Origin of the sequence: Enterococcus sp. DIV2467a (genome assembly GCF_050532945.1) — a bacterium.
Lineage (GTDB): Bacteria > Bacillota > Bacilli > Lactobacillales > Enterococcaceae > Enterococcus > Enterococcus faecalis.
Map to the genome: position 1 here is coordinate 1,677,977 of NZ_CP172896.1, position 19,592 is coordinate 1,697,568.

20 protein-coding genes and 1 other annotated feature are annotated in these 19,592 nt (G+C 36.8%); of the genes, 5 read left to right on the forward strand and 15 right to left on the reverse strand.

The genetic code is table 11. The annotated features are described in order from the left end of the window. Window positions 1-83: 83 nt before the first annotated feature. The gene (locus IGL80_RS07880) at window positions 84-617 is read left to right on the forward strand and encodes a hypothetical protein (RefSeq protein WP_002360384.1); all 534 of its coding nucleotides are present in this window, start codon (window positions 84-86) and stop codon (window positions 615-617) included. A gap of 15 nt (window positions 618-632) precedes the next feature. On the opposite strand, the gene IGL80_RS07885 is transcribed toward IGL80_RS07880, so the two are convergent. Beyond that, a complete protein-coding gene (locus IGL80_RS07885; protein ID WP_173965590.1) occupies window positions 633-1,625 on the reverse strand; it encodes an alpha/beta hydrolase in 993 nt (330 codons plus the stop codon). A gap of 147 nt (window positions 1,626-1,772) precedes the next feature. Beyond that, the gene (lysA, locus tag IGL80_RS07890) at window positions 1,773-3,083 is read right to left on the reverse strand and encodes a diaminopimelate decarboxylase (protein WP_002360386.1); all 1,311 of its coding nucleotides are present in this window, start codon (window positions 3,081-3,083) and stop codon (window positions 1,773-1,775) included. Between the two features lie 197 nt (window positions 3,084-3,280). Between lysA and IGL80_RS07895 the strand changes: the two genes are divergently transcribed. Beyond that, the gene (locus IGL80_RS07895) at window positions 3,281-5,158 is read left to right on the forward strand and encodes a fructose-bisphosphatase class III (RefSeq protein ID WP_002360387.1); all 1,878 of its coding nucleotides are present in this window, start codon (window positions 3,281-3,283) and stop codon (window positions 5,156-5,158) included. Window positions 5,159-5,315: 157 nt separating this feature from the next. Continuing rightward, on the forward strand, window positions 5,316-6,203 hold the full coding sequence (locus IGL80_RS07900; RefSeq protein ID WP_002404379.1) for a serine hydrolase: 888 nt from the start codon (window positions 5,316-5,318) through the stop codon (window positions 6,201-6,203). 110 nt (window positions 6,204-6,313) lie between these two features. Here the strand turns inward: IGL80_RS07900 and IGL80_RS07905 are convergent, their stop codons facing one another. From IGL80_RS07905 to IGL80_RS07960, 12 genes are all read right to left on the reverse strand, one after another. Further along, window positions 6,314-7,411, reverse strand: a complete 1,098-nt coding sequence (locus IGL80_RS07905; RefSeq protein ID WP_002360389.1) for a hypothetical protein — start codon at window positions 7,409-7,411, stop codon at window positions 6,314-6,316. Further along, complete coding sequence (locus IGL80_RS07910; protein ID WP_002360391.1) at window positions 7,412-7,921, reverse strand: RNA polymerase sigma factor; 510 nt, start codon at window positions 7,919-7,921, stop codon at window positions 7,412-7,414. 138 nt (window positions 7,922-8,059) lie between these two features. Next, on the reverse strand, window positions 8,060-8,449 hold the full coding sequence (locus IGL80_RS07915) for a hypothetical protein (RefSeq protein WP_002360394.1): 390 nt from the start codon (window positions 8,447-8,449) through the stop codon (window positions 8,060-8,062). 74 nt (window positions 8,450-8,523) lie between these two features. Next, window positions 8,524-9,159 carry a V-type ATP synthase subunit D gene (locus IGL80_RS07920; protein WP_002357673.1) on the reverse strand — a complete coding sequence of 212 codons (636 nt, stop codon included), beginning with the start codon at window positions 9,157-9,159 and terminating at the stop codon, window positions 8,524-8,526. Window positions 9,160-9,163: 4 nt separating this feature from the next. Then, window positions 9,164-10,540, reverse strand: coding sequence for a V-type ATP synthase subunit B (locus IGL80_RS07925; RefSeq protein WP_002357674.1), 1,377 nt, complete (start codon window positions 10,538-10,540; stop codon window positions 9,164-9,166). Further along, complete coding sequence (locus IGL80_RS07930) at window positions 10,533-12,314, reverse strand: V-type ATP synthase subunit A (RefSeq protein WP_002360395.1); 1,782 nt, start codon at window positions 12,312-12,314, stop codon at window positions 10,533-10,535. Before IGL80_RS07930 ends, IGL80_RS07925 begins: the two co-directional genes overlap by 8 nt. Before the next feature lie 17 nt (window positions 12,315-12,331). Beyond that, window positions 12,332-12,643, reverse strand: coding sequence for a V-type ATP synthase subunit F (locus IGL80_RS07935; RefSeq protein WP_002357676.1), 312 nt, complete (start codon window positions 12,641-12,643; stop codon window positions 12,332-12,334). Then, window positions 12,633-13,634, reverse strand: coding sequence for a V-type ATPase subunit (locus tag IGL80_RS07940; RefSeq protein ID WP_002360396.1), 1,002 nt, complete (start codon window positions 13,632-13,634; stop codon window positions 12,633-12,635). Before IGL80_RS07940 ends, IGL80_RS07935 begins: the two co-directional genes overlap by 11 nt. A gap of 16 nt (window positions 13,635-13,650) precedes the next feature. Next, window positions 13,651-14,232, reverse strand: coding sequence for a V-type ATP synthase subunit E (locus tag IGL80_RS07945; protein ID WP_002360397.1), 582 nt, complete (start codon window positions 14,230-14,232; stop codon window positions 13,651-13,653). Window positions 14,233-14,248: 16 nt separating this feature from the next. Then, complete coding sequence (locus IGL80_RS07950) at window positions 14,249-14,722, reverse strand: V-type ATP synthase subunit K (protein WP_002363905.1); 474 nt, start codon at window positions 14,720-14,722, stop codon at window positions 14,249-14,251. Window positions 14,723-14,749: 27 nt separating this feature from the next. Further along, complete coding sequence (locus IGL80_RS07955) at window positions 14,750-16,729, reverse strand: V-type ATP synthase subunit I (RefSeq protein ID WP_002360399.1); 1,980 nt, start codon at window positions 16,727-16,729, stop codon at window positions 14,750-14,752. Then, window positions 16,719-17,042: a V-type ATPase subunit F gene (locus IGL80_RS07960; protein WP_002404376.1), complete on the reverse strand. Its 324-nt coding sequence runs from the start codon at window positions 17,040-17,042 to the stop codon at window positions 16,719-16,721. Before IGL80_RS07960 ends, IGL80_RS07955 begins: the two co-directional genes overlap by 11 nt. Window positions 17,043-17,158: 116 nt before the next feature. Then, window positions 17,159-17,206: a sequence feature (sodium ion sensor (DUF1646 type); this cis-regulatory element may regulate processes involved in with the transportation of sodium ions), on the reverse strand. A 208-nt stretch (window positions 17,207-17,414) separates the two neighbouring features. Between IGL80_RS07960 and nrdI the strand changes: the two genes are divergently transcribed. Both nrdI and IGL80_RS07970 read left to right on the forward strand, forming a co-directional pair. Continuing rightward, a complete protein-coding gene (gene nrdI, locus IGL80_RS07965) occupies window positions 17,415-17,858 on the forward strand; it encodes a class Ib ribonucleoside-diphosphate reductase assembly flavoprotein NrdI (protein ID WP_002389303.1) in 444 nt (147 codons plus the stop codon). A 58-nt stretch (window positions 17,859-17,916) separates the two neighbouring features. After that, entirely contained in the window at window positions 17,917-18,096 is a 180-nt protein-coding gene (locus IGL80_RS07970) for a hypothetical protein (RefSeq protein WP_002357684.1), read from the forward strand. Window positions 18,097-18,161: 65 nt separating this feature from the next. Here the strand turns inward: IGL80_RS07970 and IGL80_RS07975 are convergent, their stop codons facing one another. Further along, the gene (locus tag IGL80_RS07975) at window positions 18,162-19,511 is read right to left on the reverse strand and encodes a glucose-6-phosphate isomerase (RefSeq protein WP_002357685.1); all 1,350 of its coding nucleotides are present in this window, start codon (window positions 19,509-19,511) and stop codon (window positions 18,162-18,164) included. Between the last annotated feature and the right edge of the window lie 81 nt (window positions 19,512-19,592).

Below are 19,592 nucleotides of genomic sequence, written 5' to 3' on the forward strand. Positions count from 1 at the left end.
TTGCGTGTATTTTTTTCAAGAAAATTGAGAACAGCTATGGTATAGTCAAAACTACGATTATTTCAAACACGGAGCGACAGTTTATGGAAATGTACCAAGTAATTAGATATTTTTTAAATGAAATGGAGAAAAAGATTTGGCATGCCTTGTTAACATTAGTACTTTTTTGTCTTTATATTTCCATTTTTGATGTTCCTTTTACAATTAAAAATACATTCATCGGCAGACTACTTTTCCCGAAAGCTTTTATGAATGCAGGAAGTGCGAATCTGATTTTTTATTTGATTAGTTTTTTTGGTTTTTTATGGTCAATTTTCATTTTTGCTTATCTATTGAATAAGACACGCCTCAAATTATTAAATAAAACCTTTCCTTATCTTTTGGAAATATTAGAAGTCTGTATTTTGCCTTTAGTGATTCTTTTTGCTTACATTTATATTTATTTGCGGGTCCATGGCGAAGGTTTCAGCTATATACGAGAATCTCTTTTACAGCAAGAGTTAACTTATTCAATGAAATGGTTTCTTTGCCTTGGTAGTTTGGCGCCGTTATTTTTCTTTTTAAGCACTTTAAATTTAACTAAACGAGTCAGACAAAAAAAAGACATGGAATCATGAAAATCCATGTCTTTTTTAGTCGGATATTGTTTTTACCGCAGGACAGTTTTCTTCCAAAAATTCAAAAATACTACTGTAATAATTTTCAGGTTCGTAGACACTTGAAGATAAATGTGGTGCTTTAGCAACAATGAGACCTTTTTTTATCCCCTGAGTTGCCGCTAAATTTTCTTCAAACATTATCATTGGAACAAAGCGATCACCTGTACCGTGAATAAAGAATGTGGGCAACGTATTTTTGTGTAATTGTCTCACGGAAGAAGCGGTTTTCAATTGAAAGCCATAGTTATTTAATGCTAATTGATTAGCAATTGTTAAAATAGGAAAAGCGGGTAAATGAAAAGATTCATGTAGGACATATTTAAATTCATCATAAACAGAAGTGTAGCCACAATCCACTATTAATCCGCGGACATTCGTTGGTAACTTTTCACCACTTGCCATCATGACAGTAGCCGCTCCCATGGAACCGCCCACTAAAATAATTTCTGCTTCCATATCAATGGCAAGAACTTCACTAATCCAACTTAATAAATCTAACCGATCCAGCCATCCCATCCCAATTTTATTCCCTGAACTTTTCCCGTGCGCACGCAAATCGGGAACTAAAACATTGTAGCCTTCTTCTGCAAAACGTAATGCAGTATATGCCATATCGCGTTTTCCGTTTGAACGATAACCATGCACACAAATCGCCCAACGATGGTTATCTGGATAAGGAATAAAGCACCGTGCATACAATATTTCATCTTTAATTTTCAACCAACGATCTTCAGCAAAAGACTCTGTCCAAAAAGCTTCGCCTTCTTGTTTTTGTTGTTCTTCTATTTTTGTATATCTTGTTTCACGTTCTTGAAAATTATCAGGATTTAATAACCGATGCCCTTTTTTATGATACCAAGGGTTGTCTTTAAGCAACGCAATTTTCAAAAAATAATTGGCAATGTAAAAAGAAAAAATAACGCCAATTATTGCAAAAATGATCAGTAACCCGAGGAGCCATTTCATCTGCAAATCACACCCTCTTCTAAAGTATTTCCTTCTTCATTTAATATACTATGGATTTTTCATTTCTGAAAGAAATCACCCTTACATTTTGTTATTTTTTGAAAAAAAAAACAGCCGTCTCAAAAAGAGGCGGCTACTTTTAATCTATCAACAATCCAACGTTGTCATATCTTCATATGTCTCACGGCGAGCAACTAATTTTGCTTGTCCATCTTCGACAAAAACCACCGCTGGTCGAGGATTTCGGTTGTAATTACTTGCCATTGAATAACCGTAAGCCCCCGTACTACTAATGGCCAATAAATCCCCTGCTTTAACTTCTGGCAATAAAATATCTCGAAGTAAGACATCTCCTGATTCGCAATATTTACCAACCACTGTGACTTTCTTGACTGAATCATGTCCCTCACGATTCGCTAGAAAACCATCATAAACTGCTTGATACAAAGCAGGCCGTATATTATCACCCATGCCACCATCTACGGAAACAAAATGACGAACACCAGGAACCTCTTTTTGCGCGCCAACTGTATAAATCGTTGTGCCCGCTTCGGCAATTAAACTGCGGCCTGGTTCAATCCAAAGCTCAGGCAGTGGATACCCTAATTGTTCACAATGACCTTTCAAGGAATAAACAATTTTTTCAACAAATGTTGCTGGTGCTAATGGCTCATCTTGCTGCGTGTACTGCACACCAAAACCACCACCCATATTTAAAACACGTGCTGTAAATTGATGGACTTGCCGCCAGTCTTCTAAAATAGTGAACATTTTTTCAACAGCAGCTAAAAAGCCTTCCACAGCAAAAATTTGCGAGCCAATATGGCAATGGACCCCTTGCACATCAAAAGAGGGGTTTGATAAAAGACGAACGAGTGCTTCTGTCGCCTGGCCACTTGCAACATCAAAACCAAATTTTGAATCTTCTTGGCCTGTCAAAATGTAATCATGTGTTTCTGCATCCACACCAGGACTCACCCGAAAAAGAACTTTTTGTGTTTGGTTTCGTGTAGCTAATAATTCTTCCAACAAGTCAATTTCGTAAAAATTATCAATGACAATTGTACCTATTTTGTTATCCAAGGCGTAACGTAATTCTTCAGGGGTTTTGTTATTTCCATGGAATTCAATTTCCGCTGGCTCCATGCCCCCTTTTAAAGCTGTGAATAGTTCTCCACCAGAGACAACATCACAAGCAATATCTTCTTCCTTTAACACTTGATAAATAGCTAAACAACTAAATGCTTTACTTGCATAAACCACTTTATTTTTGATACCTAATTGATTTAACGTTTGTTTAAAACCACGTGCTTGTGCGCGAATATGAGCGACATCATAGACAAATAACGGCGTCCCGAATTTTTGCGCCAACTTTACGGTGTCACAACCACCGATTTCTAAATGATTTTCCCGATTCATTTTTGCTGTACCAAATAACATGTTTTCCCGCCCCTTCATTTTGTTTTATTAAAAATCATAGCATAAAACCCAGTAGCTTCCTATAATTTTCCACATTTTTCTCTGACTTTCTCCTGTTGCTTTTTTTCGCCAAATAGCCTACAATAATTGGCATACGAATAAAAAACCTTTATTATCAAGACTTTAATCTTTTAAATAAAAATTGGTATATACGAAAAAGAAAGAAGGCAGATGACTTGGCTACACTGAACCGCGATCAACAAATTGAAGAAATTATTAATTTGGAAGCAATTTTGAATTTACCGAAAGGAACAGAACATTTTGTCAGTGATTTACATGGTGAATTTGAAGCTTTTGACCATATTTTAAGAAATGGTTCTGGGCGAATCAGAGAAAAAGTTCAATTTTTATTTAAACAAGAATTAAATGCCCATCAGATGGACGAGCTTTGTTTTATTATCTACTATCCAGAAGAAAAATTAACACTTTTAGAAAATGAAAGCGCCCTCTCTTATGAATGGTGGCTATTAACGATTCGCCGTCTGGTTGAAATCGTCCGTTCTTCTTCGATGAAGTACACACGTTCTAAAGTTCGCAAAGCCCTTCCTGAAACCTATGGGTATATTCTCGAAGAATTGATTTATCAATATGATGAAACAACAACCAAAAACGGTTACTATCAACAAATTATTGAAAAAATTATTTTACTAGGTGAAGCCAAACGTTTCGTAACAGAATTAGCTTATCTAATCCAACGTCTGATTATCGATCACCTACATGTTATTGGGGATATCTATGACCGGGGGCCAGCACCAGATAAAATTATGGACCGATTAATGTCCTATCACTCCTTGGATATTCAACTAGGCAATCATGATATGATTTGGCTGGCTGCTTATAGTGGTTCACTGGCTTGTTTAGCCAATGTAGTACGTATTTGTGCTCGCTATGGAAATTTAGATTTGTTAGAAGAACGTTATGCTATCGATTTAACCGCCTTAAAAAAATTTAGTTTAGAAACGTATAAAGAAAATCCTGCTTTTGCACCCAAGAAAAATCCCTATCGTGCGTTAACTGAAGCTGAAAAACAAGTAGCGATGCGTGTGCAACAAGCCATTGCCATTATTCAAGAAAAACTAGAAGGCCAAATTATTGGTCGACGCCCTGATTTTAACTTGGCACATCGGCTACGCTTAGATAAGATTCAAGGAGAAACTATTACTTTTGACGAATGTCGTTATACATTAATTAACAGCTGTTTCCAAACCGTTTCTGAAGAGCAGCCTTACCAATTAACACGTGAGGAAAAACAGATAATTGATGATTTATTAACGCAATTTCAGTCTTCGCCGCGGTTAACAAAACACATGCGCTTTCTAATGGAAAAAGCTTCTCTTTACCTTGTGTATAATCAAAATTTATTGATTCATGGCTGTCTGCCTCTGAATGCGGACGGTACTTTTCAAGCTTACACATTTAAAGGCCACTCCTATTCAGGAAAAGCTTTAGTTGACTTCTTTCAGAAAATGTTAGAAGAAGCATACGCTCAGCCTGCTATTACAGATGACTATGCGACAGATTGTTTATGGTATCTTTGGTGTGGCGAAGGTTCCTCATTATTTGGCAAACGAGCTATGAAAACCTTTGAGCGTTATTTTCTCGCTGAAAAAGAAACACATCATGAAGAAAAGAATCCTTACTACTCTTTGCGTGATACGGTTGAAGTTTGTGAAAGAATCCTAGATGAATTTGAAGTGACTGGTGAAAATCGACATATCATTAACGGCCATACACCAGTTAAACGAACAAAAGGCGAATCGCCAATCAAAGCAAATGGCACGCTTCTCGTAATTGACGGCGGCTTTTCAAAATCTTATCAGACAATTACTGGAATTGCTGGTTATACATTGTTGTACAACTCGTTTGGTTTACAACTGACCGCGCATAAATCTTTTTCTAGTAAAGAAACAGCCATTTTAAATAATCAAGACATTCATTCCATCAAACAAGTCATCGATCGTCCCTTACAGCGGCTATTGGTGAAAGATACCACTATCGGCAAAGAGCTATTAAAGCAATCGCAAGCACTCCAAAAACAAATGAAACAAAACTAGTAGTGGCGTTAAAAAGACGCTTGCGCTCTTATCCGAAAAATGATTAAATGGAGGAGTTGAGAAAAATATCTATTAGAGAAACGGAAAGGGTTTTACATTGAAGAAACAGCAACTCTCACTATACGGCACCATTTTCTTTCTTTGCTTTTTCCTAATTGTGGGCTTCTTCTTCTCAAGTCGTGGCGAAGATTATGCCAAAGAATCTGAACAAAAAGTTACAATTGATTCCACCAAACATGAGAAGCATACGAAAGACAAGGAAGAAAATAATTCAGCAAATACAGTATTTTTTGATAAAATAAATGACCTGCTCGTCGCTTCTGTCAAAGAATTTGAAGGAACGGTCGGGATTAGTTATTTAGATTTGGAAACTGGCGAACAACGTTCTGTGAATGGCCAACATGAATTTTATACAGCTAGTACTATTAAAGTGCCACTGACGATGCTAGTCGCCGACACGGTTGCTTCTGGTCAAAAAAAATGGACAGACCTGATTCCCTATAACGCCGAAGAAGATTATGAAGAAGGAACTGGGATCATTGCCTATAATATCCAACCAGAATATCCATTAAAAACGTTACAAGAATATGCCATCACCTATTCTGATAATATCGCTAAAAATATGCTCTATGATACATTGGGTGGTGATGCAAAAGCAAAACGAGAAATGTATCAGCGTTATTTGCACAAGACACCTTCGATTGAAGAGCCACAATTTTCTTCGGAAGATGCGCTTGTTATTCTACAAAAATTATATACTGAAAAAGCAACAAAACCAGATTACCAAGCGATTTATGATTCTATGAAACAAAGTGTTTTCCATGAAAGAATGGAAACTCCCACAACTCAAGGAAAAGTTGCTCATAAAATTGGTTCCTATGATGAATTTATTCATGATATGGGGATTTTAGAAACACCTCACCCCTTTGCTTTAGCAATTTTTACTAAAGGACCTGATAATGCTAAGAGTGCTGCGTTTATTGCTTCAGTGACAGATAAGTTATGGCAATTACAGGTGTCTGAATATCCTAATGATAACCATTGATAATGAAAATAAAAGCATCTTTTTTTAATGACAACGCTCAATAAAAAAGATGCTTTTATTAGTAGTTATATTAATTAAAATATTTGTATTTCCCATAACCTTTTTAGCAATTATTTCTGAGTATTTTTTAACTCCAACGAACCTAATTCTTTTCCTGCTGCATCATCTTCATAAGAATTTCTAACGATTACTTTATATAATGACTTATGATCCAAACTACTTAAGTCAAAAGAAATGTTAATTGTAGCATCTTCCCCTTTATTAAAGCCACTACCAATTTGACGTGCAATAGGTATCTCAAGACCGTTTTTATAAACTGAAATTAGAATATCACGACTTTTTTTATTTTTTTCTGGATTTGGAATGTCCATAATCAGCGTAGTTTGAAGCGCATCACTTTGGGCCTTAATATTTTTAATTTTTTTCACGTTTTTAATGCTAGGTATCGTTTCTTTCATAATGGGTTGGTAAGGAATTTTAAACGTCCAATCGCCTTGATACTCTAATGCATTCTCAACACTAAAAGATCGGCTACTTGCTTTGATTGCTTCTTTTAATTCATTATCATGCTGTTCTTGATCTTCCAAAGCTAATCGGTAGATATGAAGCGTTAATTGATCTTGACTAACAAGTTTTTGCTTATTGAAAGTTGAAATCACTGAACCATAAAAAACATCCTTCTCGATTCTATATAACGATGTTGAACTTACACCCCCAAATAAATCTTCTTTGCTTCCTTCTCTAAATAACCCTAGTTGAATATCTTGAGAATAATTATTTCTAGCGATTTTTTTCTGTAATAACTCTTTTAATTTCTGATCTTTAATCTTAAATTGATAATCAAACGCCATTTTATTTTTTGTCGATACAAATTTTGTTAATACGATTTCTCGCTCATTTTGTACACTCCGCAATTCTAGTTTTGTTGGAACACCAGAAGATTCTACTGTTTGAACACCTGTATCTTGACTAATCCCCAATACCTCTTCTATGGCACGTCCAATGGGTGTTTTTACTATCAAAGTAAAAGTGGTAGCAATACTAATTAGCCCTATAATTAAATGTTTACGCGATATCTTTTTCTTTGGCTGTCTGTATTGTTTTATTTCTCCCATTAATATCTTAGTTCTTTGTGTGTTTAAACGTTCCACTGTTTCTAAAGGCATCTTTTTTTCATATTTTAATATATCACTTTGTTTTCTATCCATTTACCATGTCTCCTTTAAATATGTCCTTAATTTTTTTCGACCACGAGAAAGACGAATTTTGATGGTATTTGTTGAAACATCAAGTTGCTGAGCGATTTCTTTTATACTAAGGCCAACATAATAGTACATAACTAACGGAACGCGATAATTATCAGGTAATTTATGTAATCCTTTATCCAAATCATATAAATCATCAAAAGCAGGAACAGGAGAATAAGTATCCATCCAGTGAGTTGTTTTCTGCTTTTCTCTAAAAATATTTTGAACTTGGTTTAACATTATTTTAAAAATCCATGAATTAAACGCATATTCATTTTTTAATGTTGTTATTTTTTCCCATGCACATAGTTCAGTTTCTTGTAAACAATCAGCAACGTCGACTTCGTTTAATAGCATTTTATATGCAGCATTGTATAAAACTGTTTCATATTTTTGACAAAGGTGAACAAATGCTTGTCCATCTCCTTTTTTTGCTTTCTGAACTAATTTTTTTGTTGAAATTTTATCCATAAAACACCTCTTTTCATTTAACTAACTATTAGACGTTAAGTATCTGTAAAAGGTTTCATATTTTTATAAAAAAAATATCTGGGACAAAAGTCATTTTGACTACTGTCCCAGATACTAAAATTCACAATGAGTAGCTGGCTACTTTACAGACAACAACTTCGTAAAACGTTCTGCCAACATTTGGTGGGCATCAATTTTTTTGGTTCCTTGTGCTTTTGCTACAAAACTAGCAAAGTTTAAGCCAGCCCCAAATAGTTGTAACGCACCGTTGCCTAAATCTCCCTTTTTAAGAGCTTCAAGCCCATCTTCGATAAATTGGTTACTTTCATCTAAATGACACTCAGGAAGATATTTCACGCCGTGATGATATCGTTTTACATTCAGAATGATTTGCTTCGCGGCTTCTTCTGAAATAGCCGCTCCCAAGTTTAACAGTAGTTCATTGATTGGTTCCACCAAGCGAGCATAGTCACTTTCGTATTTTTGACAATTCAGTGCAATCGCTTTGCGGCGTTCTTCATTTTTCATTTTTTCCACTCCCTTTTTTATTAAAAACGAGCACGAAAGCTACCAACTGGCTTCGCACTCGTTCTTTCTAACCACTAATTTTCTTTGTTCATGCTTTTAATTTTAATTAAACGTGTAATTTCGCCACGTTCATTTTCTTCTAATTTCATTTGAATGTAGTAAATTGTTTCTTCTAATTGCGGAATCGTCATATACTCTAAGGCGTTGACACGACGACGCGTTTTTTCAATTTCTTTTGATAATAATTGGCACGTCTTTTCAACATTTGCAAGTGCTAATAATTTCGGTAAAATGCTTGAAATTTTAGCAAAAGCTTGATCAAGCTCGCTGTTTGAATTCACGTAGCCATAATCTAAGGGTGCTTCTTGAACCGATTCATCGTAATCAAAAATCATTTTAGGAACTGGCACACTTAAGATGTTCTGTTCAATAATTTCTAATTCAACTTTTTCGGCTGGAATTGCCACTAACTCTTCAATAAAGGCTTCGTTCAACGTTGCGTTTGCCAATACAAAATTTGATAACGCATCCGTCACTTCTTGTTCAACCTGAATACGTAACTCATTGTTTTCTTTGACTAGCGCAATAAACCGTCGCATCAATTCATCTTGTTTGTCTTTCAGCAACTTATGACCTCTCGTGGCCGTAGTTAACTGTTTTTTCAATCGGGAAAGTTCCATACGGGTTGGATTAACATTTAATCGAGCCATTTTTCTACTTCCCTTCAGTTAAATATTGATCGAGCATATCCTCTTTAATTCGTTTTAGTTCTGTTCTCGGTAGCATACTTAATAGTTCCCACCCAAGATCTAACGTTTCTTCAATCGAACGGTTTGTATCGAATCCTTGATTGACATATTCTTCTTCAAAACGTTGGGCAAAAGCTGCGTAAATTTTATCGACATCAGAAAGAGCTGATTCTCCTAAAATGACAGCTAATTCTTTGGCTTGTTTCCCTTGTGCATAGGCTGAGAACAATTGATTCATCGTCGCTGCGTGATCCCCGCGCGTTTTGCCTTCGCCAGTTCCTTTGTCTTTAAGACGGGAAAGTGATGGCAATACATCAATTGGTGGTTGGATACCACTCTTATATAGTTCCCGGGACAAGATAATTTGCCCTTCTGTAATATAGCCAGTTAAATCGGGAATTGGATGTGTTTTATCCTCCTCTGGCATTGTTAAAATAGGAATCTGTGTTACGGAACCTTTTGAGCCACGAATTCGGCCTGCTCGTTCATACAACGTTGCTAAGTTCGTGTAAAGATAACCTGGGTAACCACGACGTCCTGGAACTTCACGGCGTGCTGCTGAAATTTCTCGCAACGCTTCGCAATAATTTGTCATATCCGTCATGATAACTAAGACATGCATGCCCTTTTCATAAGCTAAATATTCAGCGGCTGTCAACGCCATTCTAGGTGTTGCAATCCGTTCAATGGCTGGATCATTCGCTAAGTTCATAAACAAGACTGAACGATCAATTGCGCCTGTTTGACGGAAATCTTCCATAAAATATTCCGCTTCTTCAAAGGTAATCCCAATGGCCGCAAAAACTACGGCAAATTCTTCTTCACTATTTAACACGTTGGCTTGTCTGGCAATTTGTGCCGCTAATTCTTTATGAGGTAAGCCAGATGCTGAAAAAACAGGTAATTTTTGACCACGAACTAAGGTATTTAAATGGTCAATCGCTGAAATCCCTGTTTGGATGAACTCATCGGGATAATCACGAGCAACTGGATTGATAACTTCGCCGTTAATATCTAATTTTTTCTCAGGTAATAATTCTGGTCCATTATCTTTTAAGCGACCTAAGCCGTCAAAAACGCGCCCCATCATATCTGGCGAAACCCCTAATTCTAAAGGATGTCCCAGAAAGCGAACTTTTGAATCACGAATATTGATGTTACTCGTTCCTTCAAAAATTTGGACCATCGCTTTATCTCCATTGATTTCTAAAACTTGCCCTTGGCGAATTTCGCCATTTTGCATGCGTACTTCAATTAATTCTTCGTACTTTACGCCTGCCACTTTTTCAACAATCATCAGAGGACCAACGACTTCATTGATTGTGCGATATTCTTTAATCATTCGTCATTCCTCCTTCAGCAATGATTTCTTTTATCGTTGTTTTAATTTCTGCTTGTAAACGATCCAATTTTTCTAATTCTTCTTCTGGTAAATACTTGCTACGAGCAATGCGATCACGGATTTCAACTGTTCCCGCCATTAACTCAGAGAAATAAGTGCCTAAACTTAAGGCTTTTTGACCTTCTTCACCAAAAGTTAGAATCAATTGCAACATTTTCGCTTGTTTGGATCGAGAAGTGAACGTATCTACGTCATCAAAAGCATTTTGTTGCAAATAGTCTTCCCGTAATGATTTGGCTGTTTCCAACGTTAAACGGTCTTTATCCGACAAGGAATCAATCCCAACCAAGCGAACAATTTCTTCCAGTTGAGATTCCTCTTGTAAAATCCGCATCCCTTCAGCTACCATAGCGGCCCAGTTTCCTTGCAATTCCAAGTCTAAATATTGCCCTACTTCTGTGGAGTAAAGAGAATAACTTTGCAACCAGTTAATAGAAGGAAAATGACGTTTTTGTGCTAACTGGGAATCTAAGCCCCAGAATACTTTAACAACGCGTAACGTATTTTGGGTGACAGGTTCTGATATGTCCCCACCAGATGGCGAAACCGCACTAATCGCCGTAATGCTTCCTTCACGATGATCTTTTCCTAACGCGATGACTTGTCCTGCTCGTTCATAATATTCAGCTAAGCGGCTACCTAAATAGGCTGGATAGCCTTCATCACCAGGCATTTCTTCTAACCGGCCACTCATTTCTCGTAACGCTTCTGCCCAACGAGAAGTAGAATCTGCCATAATTGCGACTGAGTAACCCATATCACGGAAATATTCTGCAATGGTAATCCCTGTATAAATCGAGGCTTCCCGTGCCGCTACCGGCATATTTGACGTATTCGCAATTAAAATTGTCCGATTCATCAAAGACTCACCAGTTGTTGGATCAATTAATTCTGGAAATTCATTTAAAACATCTGTCATTTCATTCCCGCGTTCCCCGCAACCAACGTAAACGACTAAGTCGACATCGGCCCACTTAGCAATTTGGTGCTGAACGACTGTTTTTCCAGCGCCAAATGGTCCTGGAACTGCTGCCGCTCCGCCTTTCGTAATTGGGAAAAAGGTATCAATTACGCGTTGTCCGGTCACCATCGGTACTTTGGGACTTAGTTTTTCTAAAATGGGACGTCCCCGCCGAACGGGCCATTTTTGCATCATGCTAAAACTTTCCGCTCCTTTAGCCGTTTCCACTGAGTAAACTGTTTCATCAATGGCAAAGTCACCTGCTTTAATTTCGGCAATCGTTCCTGAAACGCCGAAAGGCACCATAATTTTATGTTGAATAATCGGTGTTTCTTGAACCACACCGACGATGTCACCTGCCGACACTTCTTCACCAACTGCCACAGTCGGTTCAAACGTCCATTTTTTTTCACGATCTAACGCATCAATTTTAACGCCACGACCTAAAAAGTTACTGTGGGTTACTTCTTGAAATGTATCCAATGGTCGTTGAATACCATCAAACATTTCGGCAATTAAACCTGGGGCTAATTCAACAGATAATGGTTCTCCTGTTGAAATAACTGGTTCTCCTGGTCCAATGCCTGTTGTTTCTTCATATACTTGAATCGAAGCGACATCGCCTCGCATTTCAATAATCTCTCCGATAACGCCTAAATCTCCTACATGACAAATGTCTTGGATACTAGCATCTGACATGTTTTCAGCTAAAATCAAAGGACCTGAAACTTTGACAATTTTTCCAATTTGCACGCTCATTCTCCTTTGCATTATAAAATATTTTGTCCAATTGCTTTTTCAACATTTTTTTCAATCTCACTTAAACCGATTCCGATTGTACCATTATGACTTGGGATTAAAATAATCGCTGGTGTCACTTGTTCTTTGTATCGTTCAATCGTTTCTTCTGCTAAAGTAGAGGCTTCTTCCGTTATGAAAATGACCCCAAACTTATTTTTTGCCATAGTTTCAATGGCTTCTCTAACTTGCATTTCTGAAATGGCATGATGGACCTCAAAGCCAAACAGTTTAAATGGTAAGATTGAATTTTTGTCTCCAATGACACCAATTTTATAACCCATTGACTTTTCGCATCCTTTCTCGAATTTTTTCATTTGAAAACCCACTATGTTTTCCGACCAAAATTAAACGCAAATTTTTCCATTCAACTTCTTTCGCATTCAAAAAGGCTAGTAATGGGAGCGGCCCAAAAGCAACCGTCCGACCGTTTTCATACATTGAGGTCAGGTAATCATCTTTGAGTTTTTCAAAAGCCAATAAATTTAATTCATTGGTTTCTTTATTGATAATCTTTTCTAATAGTTGTCCGTAATTCGTTGTTCTGACAAATGCTGTAAATTCTACAAGTGACTTTTCCGCATAGGTCAACAGTTCTTTCTTTGAGAGACTGCCAGCGCTAGAAATCACGGTTGATAAAAAGTTACTGTTTTGATGTTGAACAATCCCTCTAGCCATCGTTGATAGATTGGTTAAATCAATAAAAGCGATGACTTCCTTCGTTAACTCTTCATAGCCCAATTCATCCGCCAATTTTCGTTGTTGCTTTAAAAATGCTCGATCATAAAGGATATCAATTGCTTGCGGCAAACCGCCCTCTTCCAGATAGGCAAAAACATCACGGATCACTTCTAATAATGCTGGCTCAAGTTCGGAAGAGTTTTTTGTATGAATGGCACTTTTGACTGTGTTTAGAGAATAACGACCATCTTCTAAATAAAGATAATCAAAATCTTTACCTGTTCGCTCAGCTTTCGTCAAAATTTTCAAGTTATGGAAGGTAAAACGCATCGTATACAACGTTACTACAGCTGGTTCTGGAGCCATTTCATATAACCAGCGATAAAGACTTCCCAGCGCTTCAGAAGAATGGTAGTCAAATTTTTCTTCAAAAGTTTCGGTTAAATAAGGTTGATAAACCGTACTTTTTAACATATTTTTAACGTCTTCAACTGTTTCCGCTTCTAAAAGTTGTTGAAACTGTTGCTCAGAAAGCAGCTCCGTTTCTTTTAAACGAATCAGCGGATTAATTTGATGATACGTTGGTTTTCTCATGCTACGTCCTCCCTTCTTAACTGAAAAGTTTTTCTGCTACTTTAAAGCCTTCTGTTTTTTGAATCTCTTCAACTAATGCTGAAAAGAGAAAATTATAATCCAAACCGTCTTTTGCAACGATAAAGCCACTTTCTTTTGGAACAACTTCCTCTGAAAGCTCCCATTGAACAGTAGCATCAGAAAGGGCGGTCAGCCATTCTTTCGTCACTTTCGTTTGAGAATACTCGCCTAAAAGAATGGTCGCTTTTCCTGTTAATTCAAGTGAACCTAATTGTGCTTTCATAAATTGTTGAAATTCTTCCGCTGACCATTCACTCATCTTTAAGACCACTTCATCAAATAATTGGTTAAGATATGCTTGTTTTTTATTTAATGCATCCTGACGAATTTCTAGTGTTTGCCGTTGTTGGCGTTGTTTAAATTCTTTTAATAATTGTTGTTGTCGTTTTTCTATTTCATGTTCTTGCTTCAGCAAAATTTCTTGTTGTGCTGCTTGGAATTCTTGATCGATGCGCGTTTGTTCACTGGTGACATAGGCTTCGACTTCTTGCTTTCCTTGTTGCTTAATTTCACTGATGATTTTTTCAATGGCATCCATCCATCTGCCTCCTCAATTATTTGACGTTCAATACAAGTAAGAAGGAAATTACGAACCCTAAGATGGCATAAGTTTCAACCATGGCAGCATAGATAATTCCTTTTGTTGCATGTTCTGGTTTCTTCGCTAAAATTTGGATCCCCGCAGCGGCTACACGACCTTGGGCAATCCCAGAGAACAATCCAGCAAAGGCAATCGGTAAAGCTGCTACAAAATAGTTCAATCCTTGAACCATACTCATATCGTTTCCTAAGTTAATATAAATTAAGAAAGCAATAACGAAACCGTATAGTCCTTGTGTACCTGGTAATAACTGTAAAATTAACGCTTGACCAAATTTTTCTGGCTGCTCCGTCGTTAAAGCTGCTGCTGCTTCCCCAGTAAAGCCAACCCCTTTGGCTGATCCAATCCCAGCAAAAATTGTCGCCATCGCCATTCCTAATACTGCAAAAACAATTCCACCATTATTATTAATTAAGTAATCCATCATCTCTATTTTCCTCCAATAAATAATTTTCTATTTTTTCTCAACATTGACATACTTTTCTTTTGTTTTTAGCGGATTAAACGCCCGGCCACCGCCTGTGTAAAATTTTCCAAAGAACTCAACATATTGCAAACGTGCGCCATGAACATAAGCACCTAATAACGATAAGAATATGTTTAACGCATGTAAAACAATTAACAGCAAGATCCCCACGCTAAAACGGGCAACTGGCGGCATGAACTCAACGAGCATATTAAACGCTGAAGCAATACTTCCCCCAGCAATTCCTAACGCCATCAAACGTGTATAGCTAACTAAATCACCGACATAACCTGTCACGCCGTATAGTCCATACAGTCCTTTGGCTAAGCCTTTTAATTTGGCCTTCGATTGAATCATTGGAATCACAATAATTGCAATGGCAGAAAGACTAGCTAAAATCGCACCTGCTGTAAATAAGCCTTCATTTTTAACCACTAATTTACCAACGACTAACAATGCTAAACCAAACAAAATCCCTAACCAAGCGTAACTTTCGTTAATACTATCTAAATAGCGCTTTTGTTTTGATAACTGAATCCCATTAATCATTAAACCGACAACCAATTGGATAAACCCAAAAATAACCGATAAAATAAGAATCGTATTTACATCTTCGGTCGTTGATAAAATCGGAAATGGTGATTTGATTCCAAATATTGTTGGCGGTAATGCTGCACCGAAAAACGAACCGTAAATGAAACCCCAAATAATTGTTGGAAATGATAAAATCAAGAAAAAGTCGGCAAAACGTTTCATGCCTCTCGGTAAAACAAATGCTTTCAGAGCAATAATAGACAAGAGTAGCATCAGTAAGCCATAGCCAATATCCGCTACCATCATGCCAAAAAAGACTAGATAAAACGGCATCATCGCAGGTGTCGGATCAACTTCTTCATATTTTGGTAAGCTATACATCTCTGTTAACATTTCAAACGGCTGCACCAATTTATTATTCGCTAGTTTAACTGGTATATCCGTCTCAATTTCCGCCTTCGTAGGATTTTCAAAAGTAAGAGCTATTTCGTCCTTAGGAACTTTTTCTTCAATCGCTGTCAAAATATCGGCTTTTTCTTCGACTGGAATCCACGTTTGCAAGATGAAAAATGATGAAGCATTTAACAAATGTTGACGTGCTTGTTCTCTTTGGATAACCGCCAATAAGACTTCTTCAGCCAAGCAAAACGTTTCATAGAAATCATGATAAGAAGCCAGTTGTTGCTTTAAGGCTTTTTCTTCTTTTTGTAAAATTTCATATCGTTCTTTGACTTGTTGATATGCCTCTTTAGGCGGAACATCATAACGGTATTGGAGTGGTTCAAAGCTATATTGGTTTAATAACTCGGTTACACTCTGCTGATGTTCCTTCAGGTAAACGAGTGTAAAGTAACTATGATGCATACTTTGATAAATTTCTTCAAAATAAACCGTTGGCCATTGAGACAAAGCGCTCAAGAAACTGGCTTTATTGGCTAGATTTATCGAACCATGAACGACATAACTACTTTTTAACTGCTGTTTGTGCGGTAAAATATCCAGATATTGCCAGCGGCCTAATAATTCTTCTTCAGCTTCTAATCCTTGACGATCCGTTTGAATTTGTTTCAAAGATTCTTGAATATTCTTTAATTCCGTCAAATAGCTTTGTAATGTTTCTTCATCAAAGGTTTGTTCCAACTCTTCTAAGGTATAGACTTTTCTTTTTATCTTTAACCCTTTTCCTGAAGAGCGTGTCAAAAATAAAAGAAGCTCTTGCAATTGTTGTAGCATCGTTTCATATTTACGTAGCTGTTCAGTTGACTGTTCTGCTTGTAAAAAAGAATATTGACTCTTTAAGGCTTGTTCTTCCTCAGGCGAATGAAAAATCCGTTTTACTTCGACAATTTGCAAGCCTTGAATGGCTTGTAGAATTGCTGCTTCTTTTTCGGCAGCGGCAATTATTGTCATTTTTTCCATTTTACTAACTGCCATAAACGTCTTTCACCCTCTCAATAATTGAATCAATGACTTGTTCTTTGTTCGTTTCGTAACGTTCGTGAAGCGCTTGTTCAGTGCGCTTTGTTTCATCTAAAAGTTGTTCTTTTTCAAGTTGTAACATCTTTTCTTGCGTTGCTAGTGAATCCGTCAGCACTTTTTCAACAGCTTCTTCACTCTCTTGACGTAGTTCAGCTAAACGTTCTTGCTTCTGTTCTTCATATAAACGACAATTCATCTTAGCTTGTTGCCGATGCTCTTCCACCGCATCTTCCGCTGCCTTGATTTGCTCTAGTACTTCTTGTACCATTGTCTCCACCTCCTTAGTTTTTACACCTTTAGCATATAAGAAAAAGGACTAGCGAAATAGAGATACGCTCAGCCCTTTTGTTTTAGGTATGCAAAAAGGCGCAAACTCAAAAATTGTTCTTCTCACCCCTTGAAGAACTGAATCCTTGAAGCTTTCGCCCAACCATTCTTTATTCAATACTCTACCATCTTAGCAAAGTTTTTCGCAAAATTCAATACTTACCCAAATGAATTAAAATAACAAATTTTCACTTTTATAATAGGTAATAAAAAGGCATTATTTTTTTCGCTTTATAATTATTGATCTTGAATTTTTTTCACATAGATGTGCTATACTTACGTAAACAATTAAATTTATTTGGAGGGATCTCTGATGAATATACGATATATTTCAATCTCTGGTAATACACGCTCATTTGTTCAACGTTTAACAACTTATGCTGAAGAGCAACATCAGCAAAACGAAAAAAATCCTACGATTACTTTCAAAGAAATTTCGGAAAATTCTCCGTTAGAAGTAGAAACAGAACCATTTTTTACCTTTGTGCCTACCTATTTAGATGGTGGCGATGGCATCAACAATGGCAATACCGAAATTTTAACAGAAGTCATGCGAGAATATCTTGCTTTTGAAAATAATTATCGTTATTGCTCTGGCGTGGTGGGCAGCGGCAATAAAAACTTTAACCACCAATACTGCCTGACAGCTAAACAGTATGCGGAACAATTTAACTTCCCCTTCTTAGCTGACTATGAATTAAGAGGTACCCAAGCGGATATTGAACGAATTTATGCTATTTTAAAAGAAAACCAATAAGCAAGTTTCATTACTAAAAAGCTCACCTATGATAGACTACATTTTGAGGTGAAGAAAAATGAGAAATACATGGTTAGCAGAACAACTTCAGTCAATCAGTGAAGAACCCAATTCTTTTATTATCGAGGAAACCATCAAATATATTGAACAATTAGAAGATGATAATGAAAGTCTTCAAGTTGCATTGGAAGGAACCATTTGGAGTCCTAAAAAATGGAACGAACCATTGGAAAAATAATTTAAACAGAAGAAAAGAGCCAGAAACGTAAGTGTTTCTGGCTCTTTTCTTCTGTTATTTACAAATTATAGACGTGCATTTAAATCTTTTGCTAATTCTTCAAAACCTGGTTTACCTAATAAAGCGAACATGTTGCGTTTGTAAGCTTCAACACCTGGTTGGTCAAATGGATTAACCCCATTTAAGTAACCTGAGATACCTACCGCAATTTCGAAGAAGTACATAACATAACCTAATGAATAAGCATCCATTGTTGGTACTTTAACGATCATGTTTGGCACACCACCATCTGTGTGAGCAAGCAACGTACCTTCGAACGCTTTTGTATTGACGAAGTCAATTTCTTTTCCTTGTAAATAGCCTAGGCCATCTAGATCTTCATTTTGTTCAGGAATTGAAATGCTATGGCGTGGATTTTCAATTTTAACCACTGTTTCAAATAAGTTACGCATACCTTCTTGAACATATTGACCCATAGAATGTAAGTCAGTTGAAAAGTCTGCGGCTGCTGGGAAAATACCTTTGCCATCTTTTCCTTCTGATTCACCATATAATTGTTTCCACCATTCAGAGAAATAGTGCATACCAGGCTCATAGTTAATTAACATTTCAGTTGTTTTACCTTTACGATATAAAATGTTACGTAACGCAGCATATTGATAGGCTTGGTTTTCTTTTAAGTCGCTCGTTGCGCCGTATTCTTTACGTGCATCATTTGCACCTTCCATTAAACGATCAATATCCGCACCGCTAACAGCGATTGGTAAAAGACCTACTGGCGTTAAAACAGTGAAACGGCCGCCCACATCATCAGGAATCACAAATGTTTCCCAACCTTCCGCATCAGCTTCAACTTTTACTGCTCCTTTAGCACGGTCAGTTGTCGCATAAATACGTTTATTGGCTTCTTCTTTGCCATATTTATTAATTAATAACTCTTTAAAGACGCGGAAAGCAATCGCTGGTTCTGTCGTAGTTCCAGATTTTGAAATAACGTTGACAGAAAAATCACGATCACCAATCACATTGATTAAATCAGCTAAATAAGTTGAGCTGATGCTATTTCCAGCAAAGAAGATTTGTGGCGCTTTCCGTTCTTCTTTTGATAATAGATTATTAAATGAATGTGTCAAAAATTCAATTGCTGCACGGGCACCTAAATATGAACCACCGATACCAATGACTACTAATACCTCAGAGTCAGATTGAATTTTTGCTGCTGCTTTTTTAATGCGCGCGAATTCTTCTTTGTCATAGTTTTCTGGTAAATCAATCCAGCCAGTAAAATCATTACCAGCTCCTGTACCTTCACGTAATGCTTTGTCCACTGCAGTGACTTGTGTTTGCATGTATTCCAATTCATGGTCAGCAACAAATGGTGCTAATTTGGAATAATCTAATTGAATGTGTGACATTCCTTTTCCTCCTCGAAAGTAAACTTACTACATGTATACTTTACGTGTTTTTAGACATTTTTTCAAGCAAATTCTTTTGGA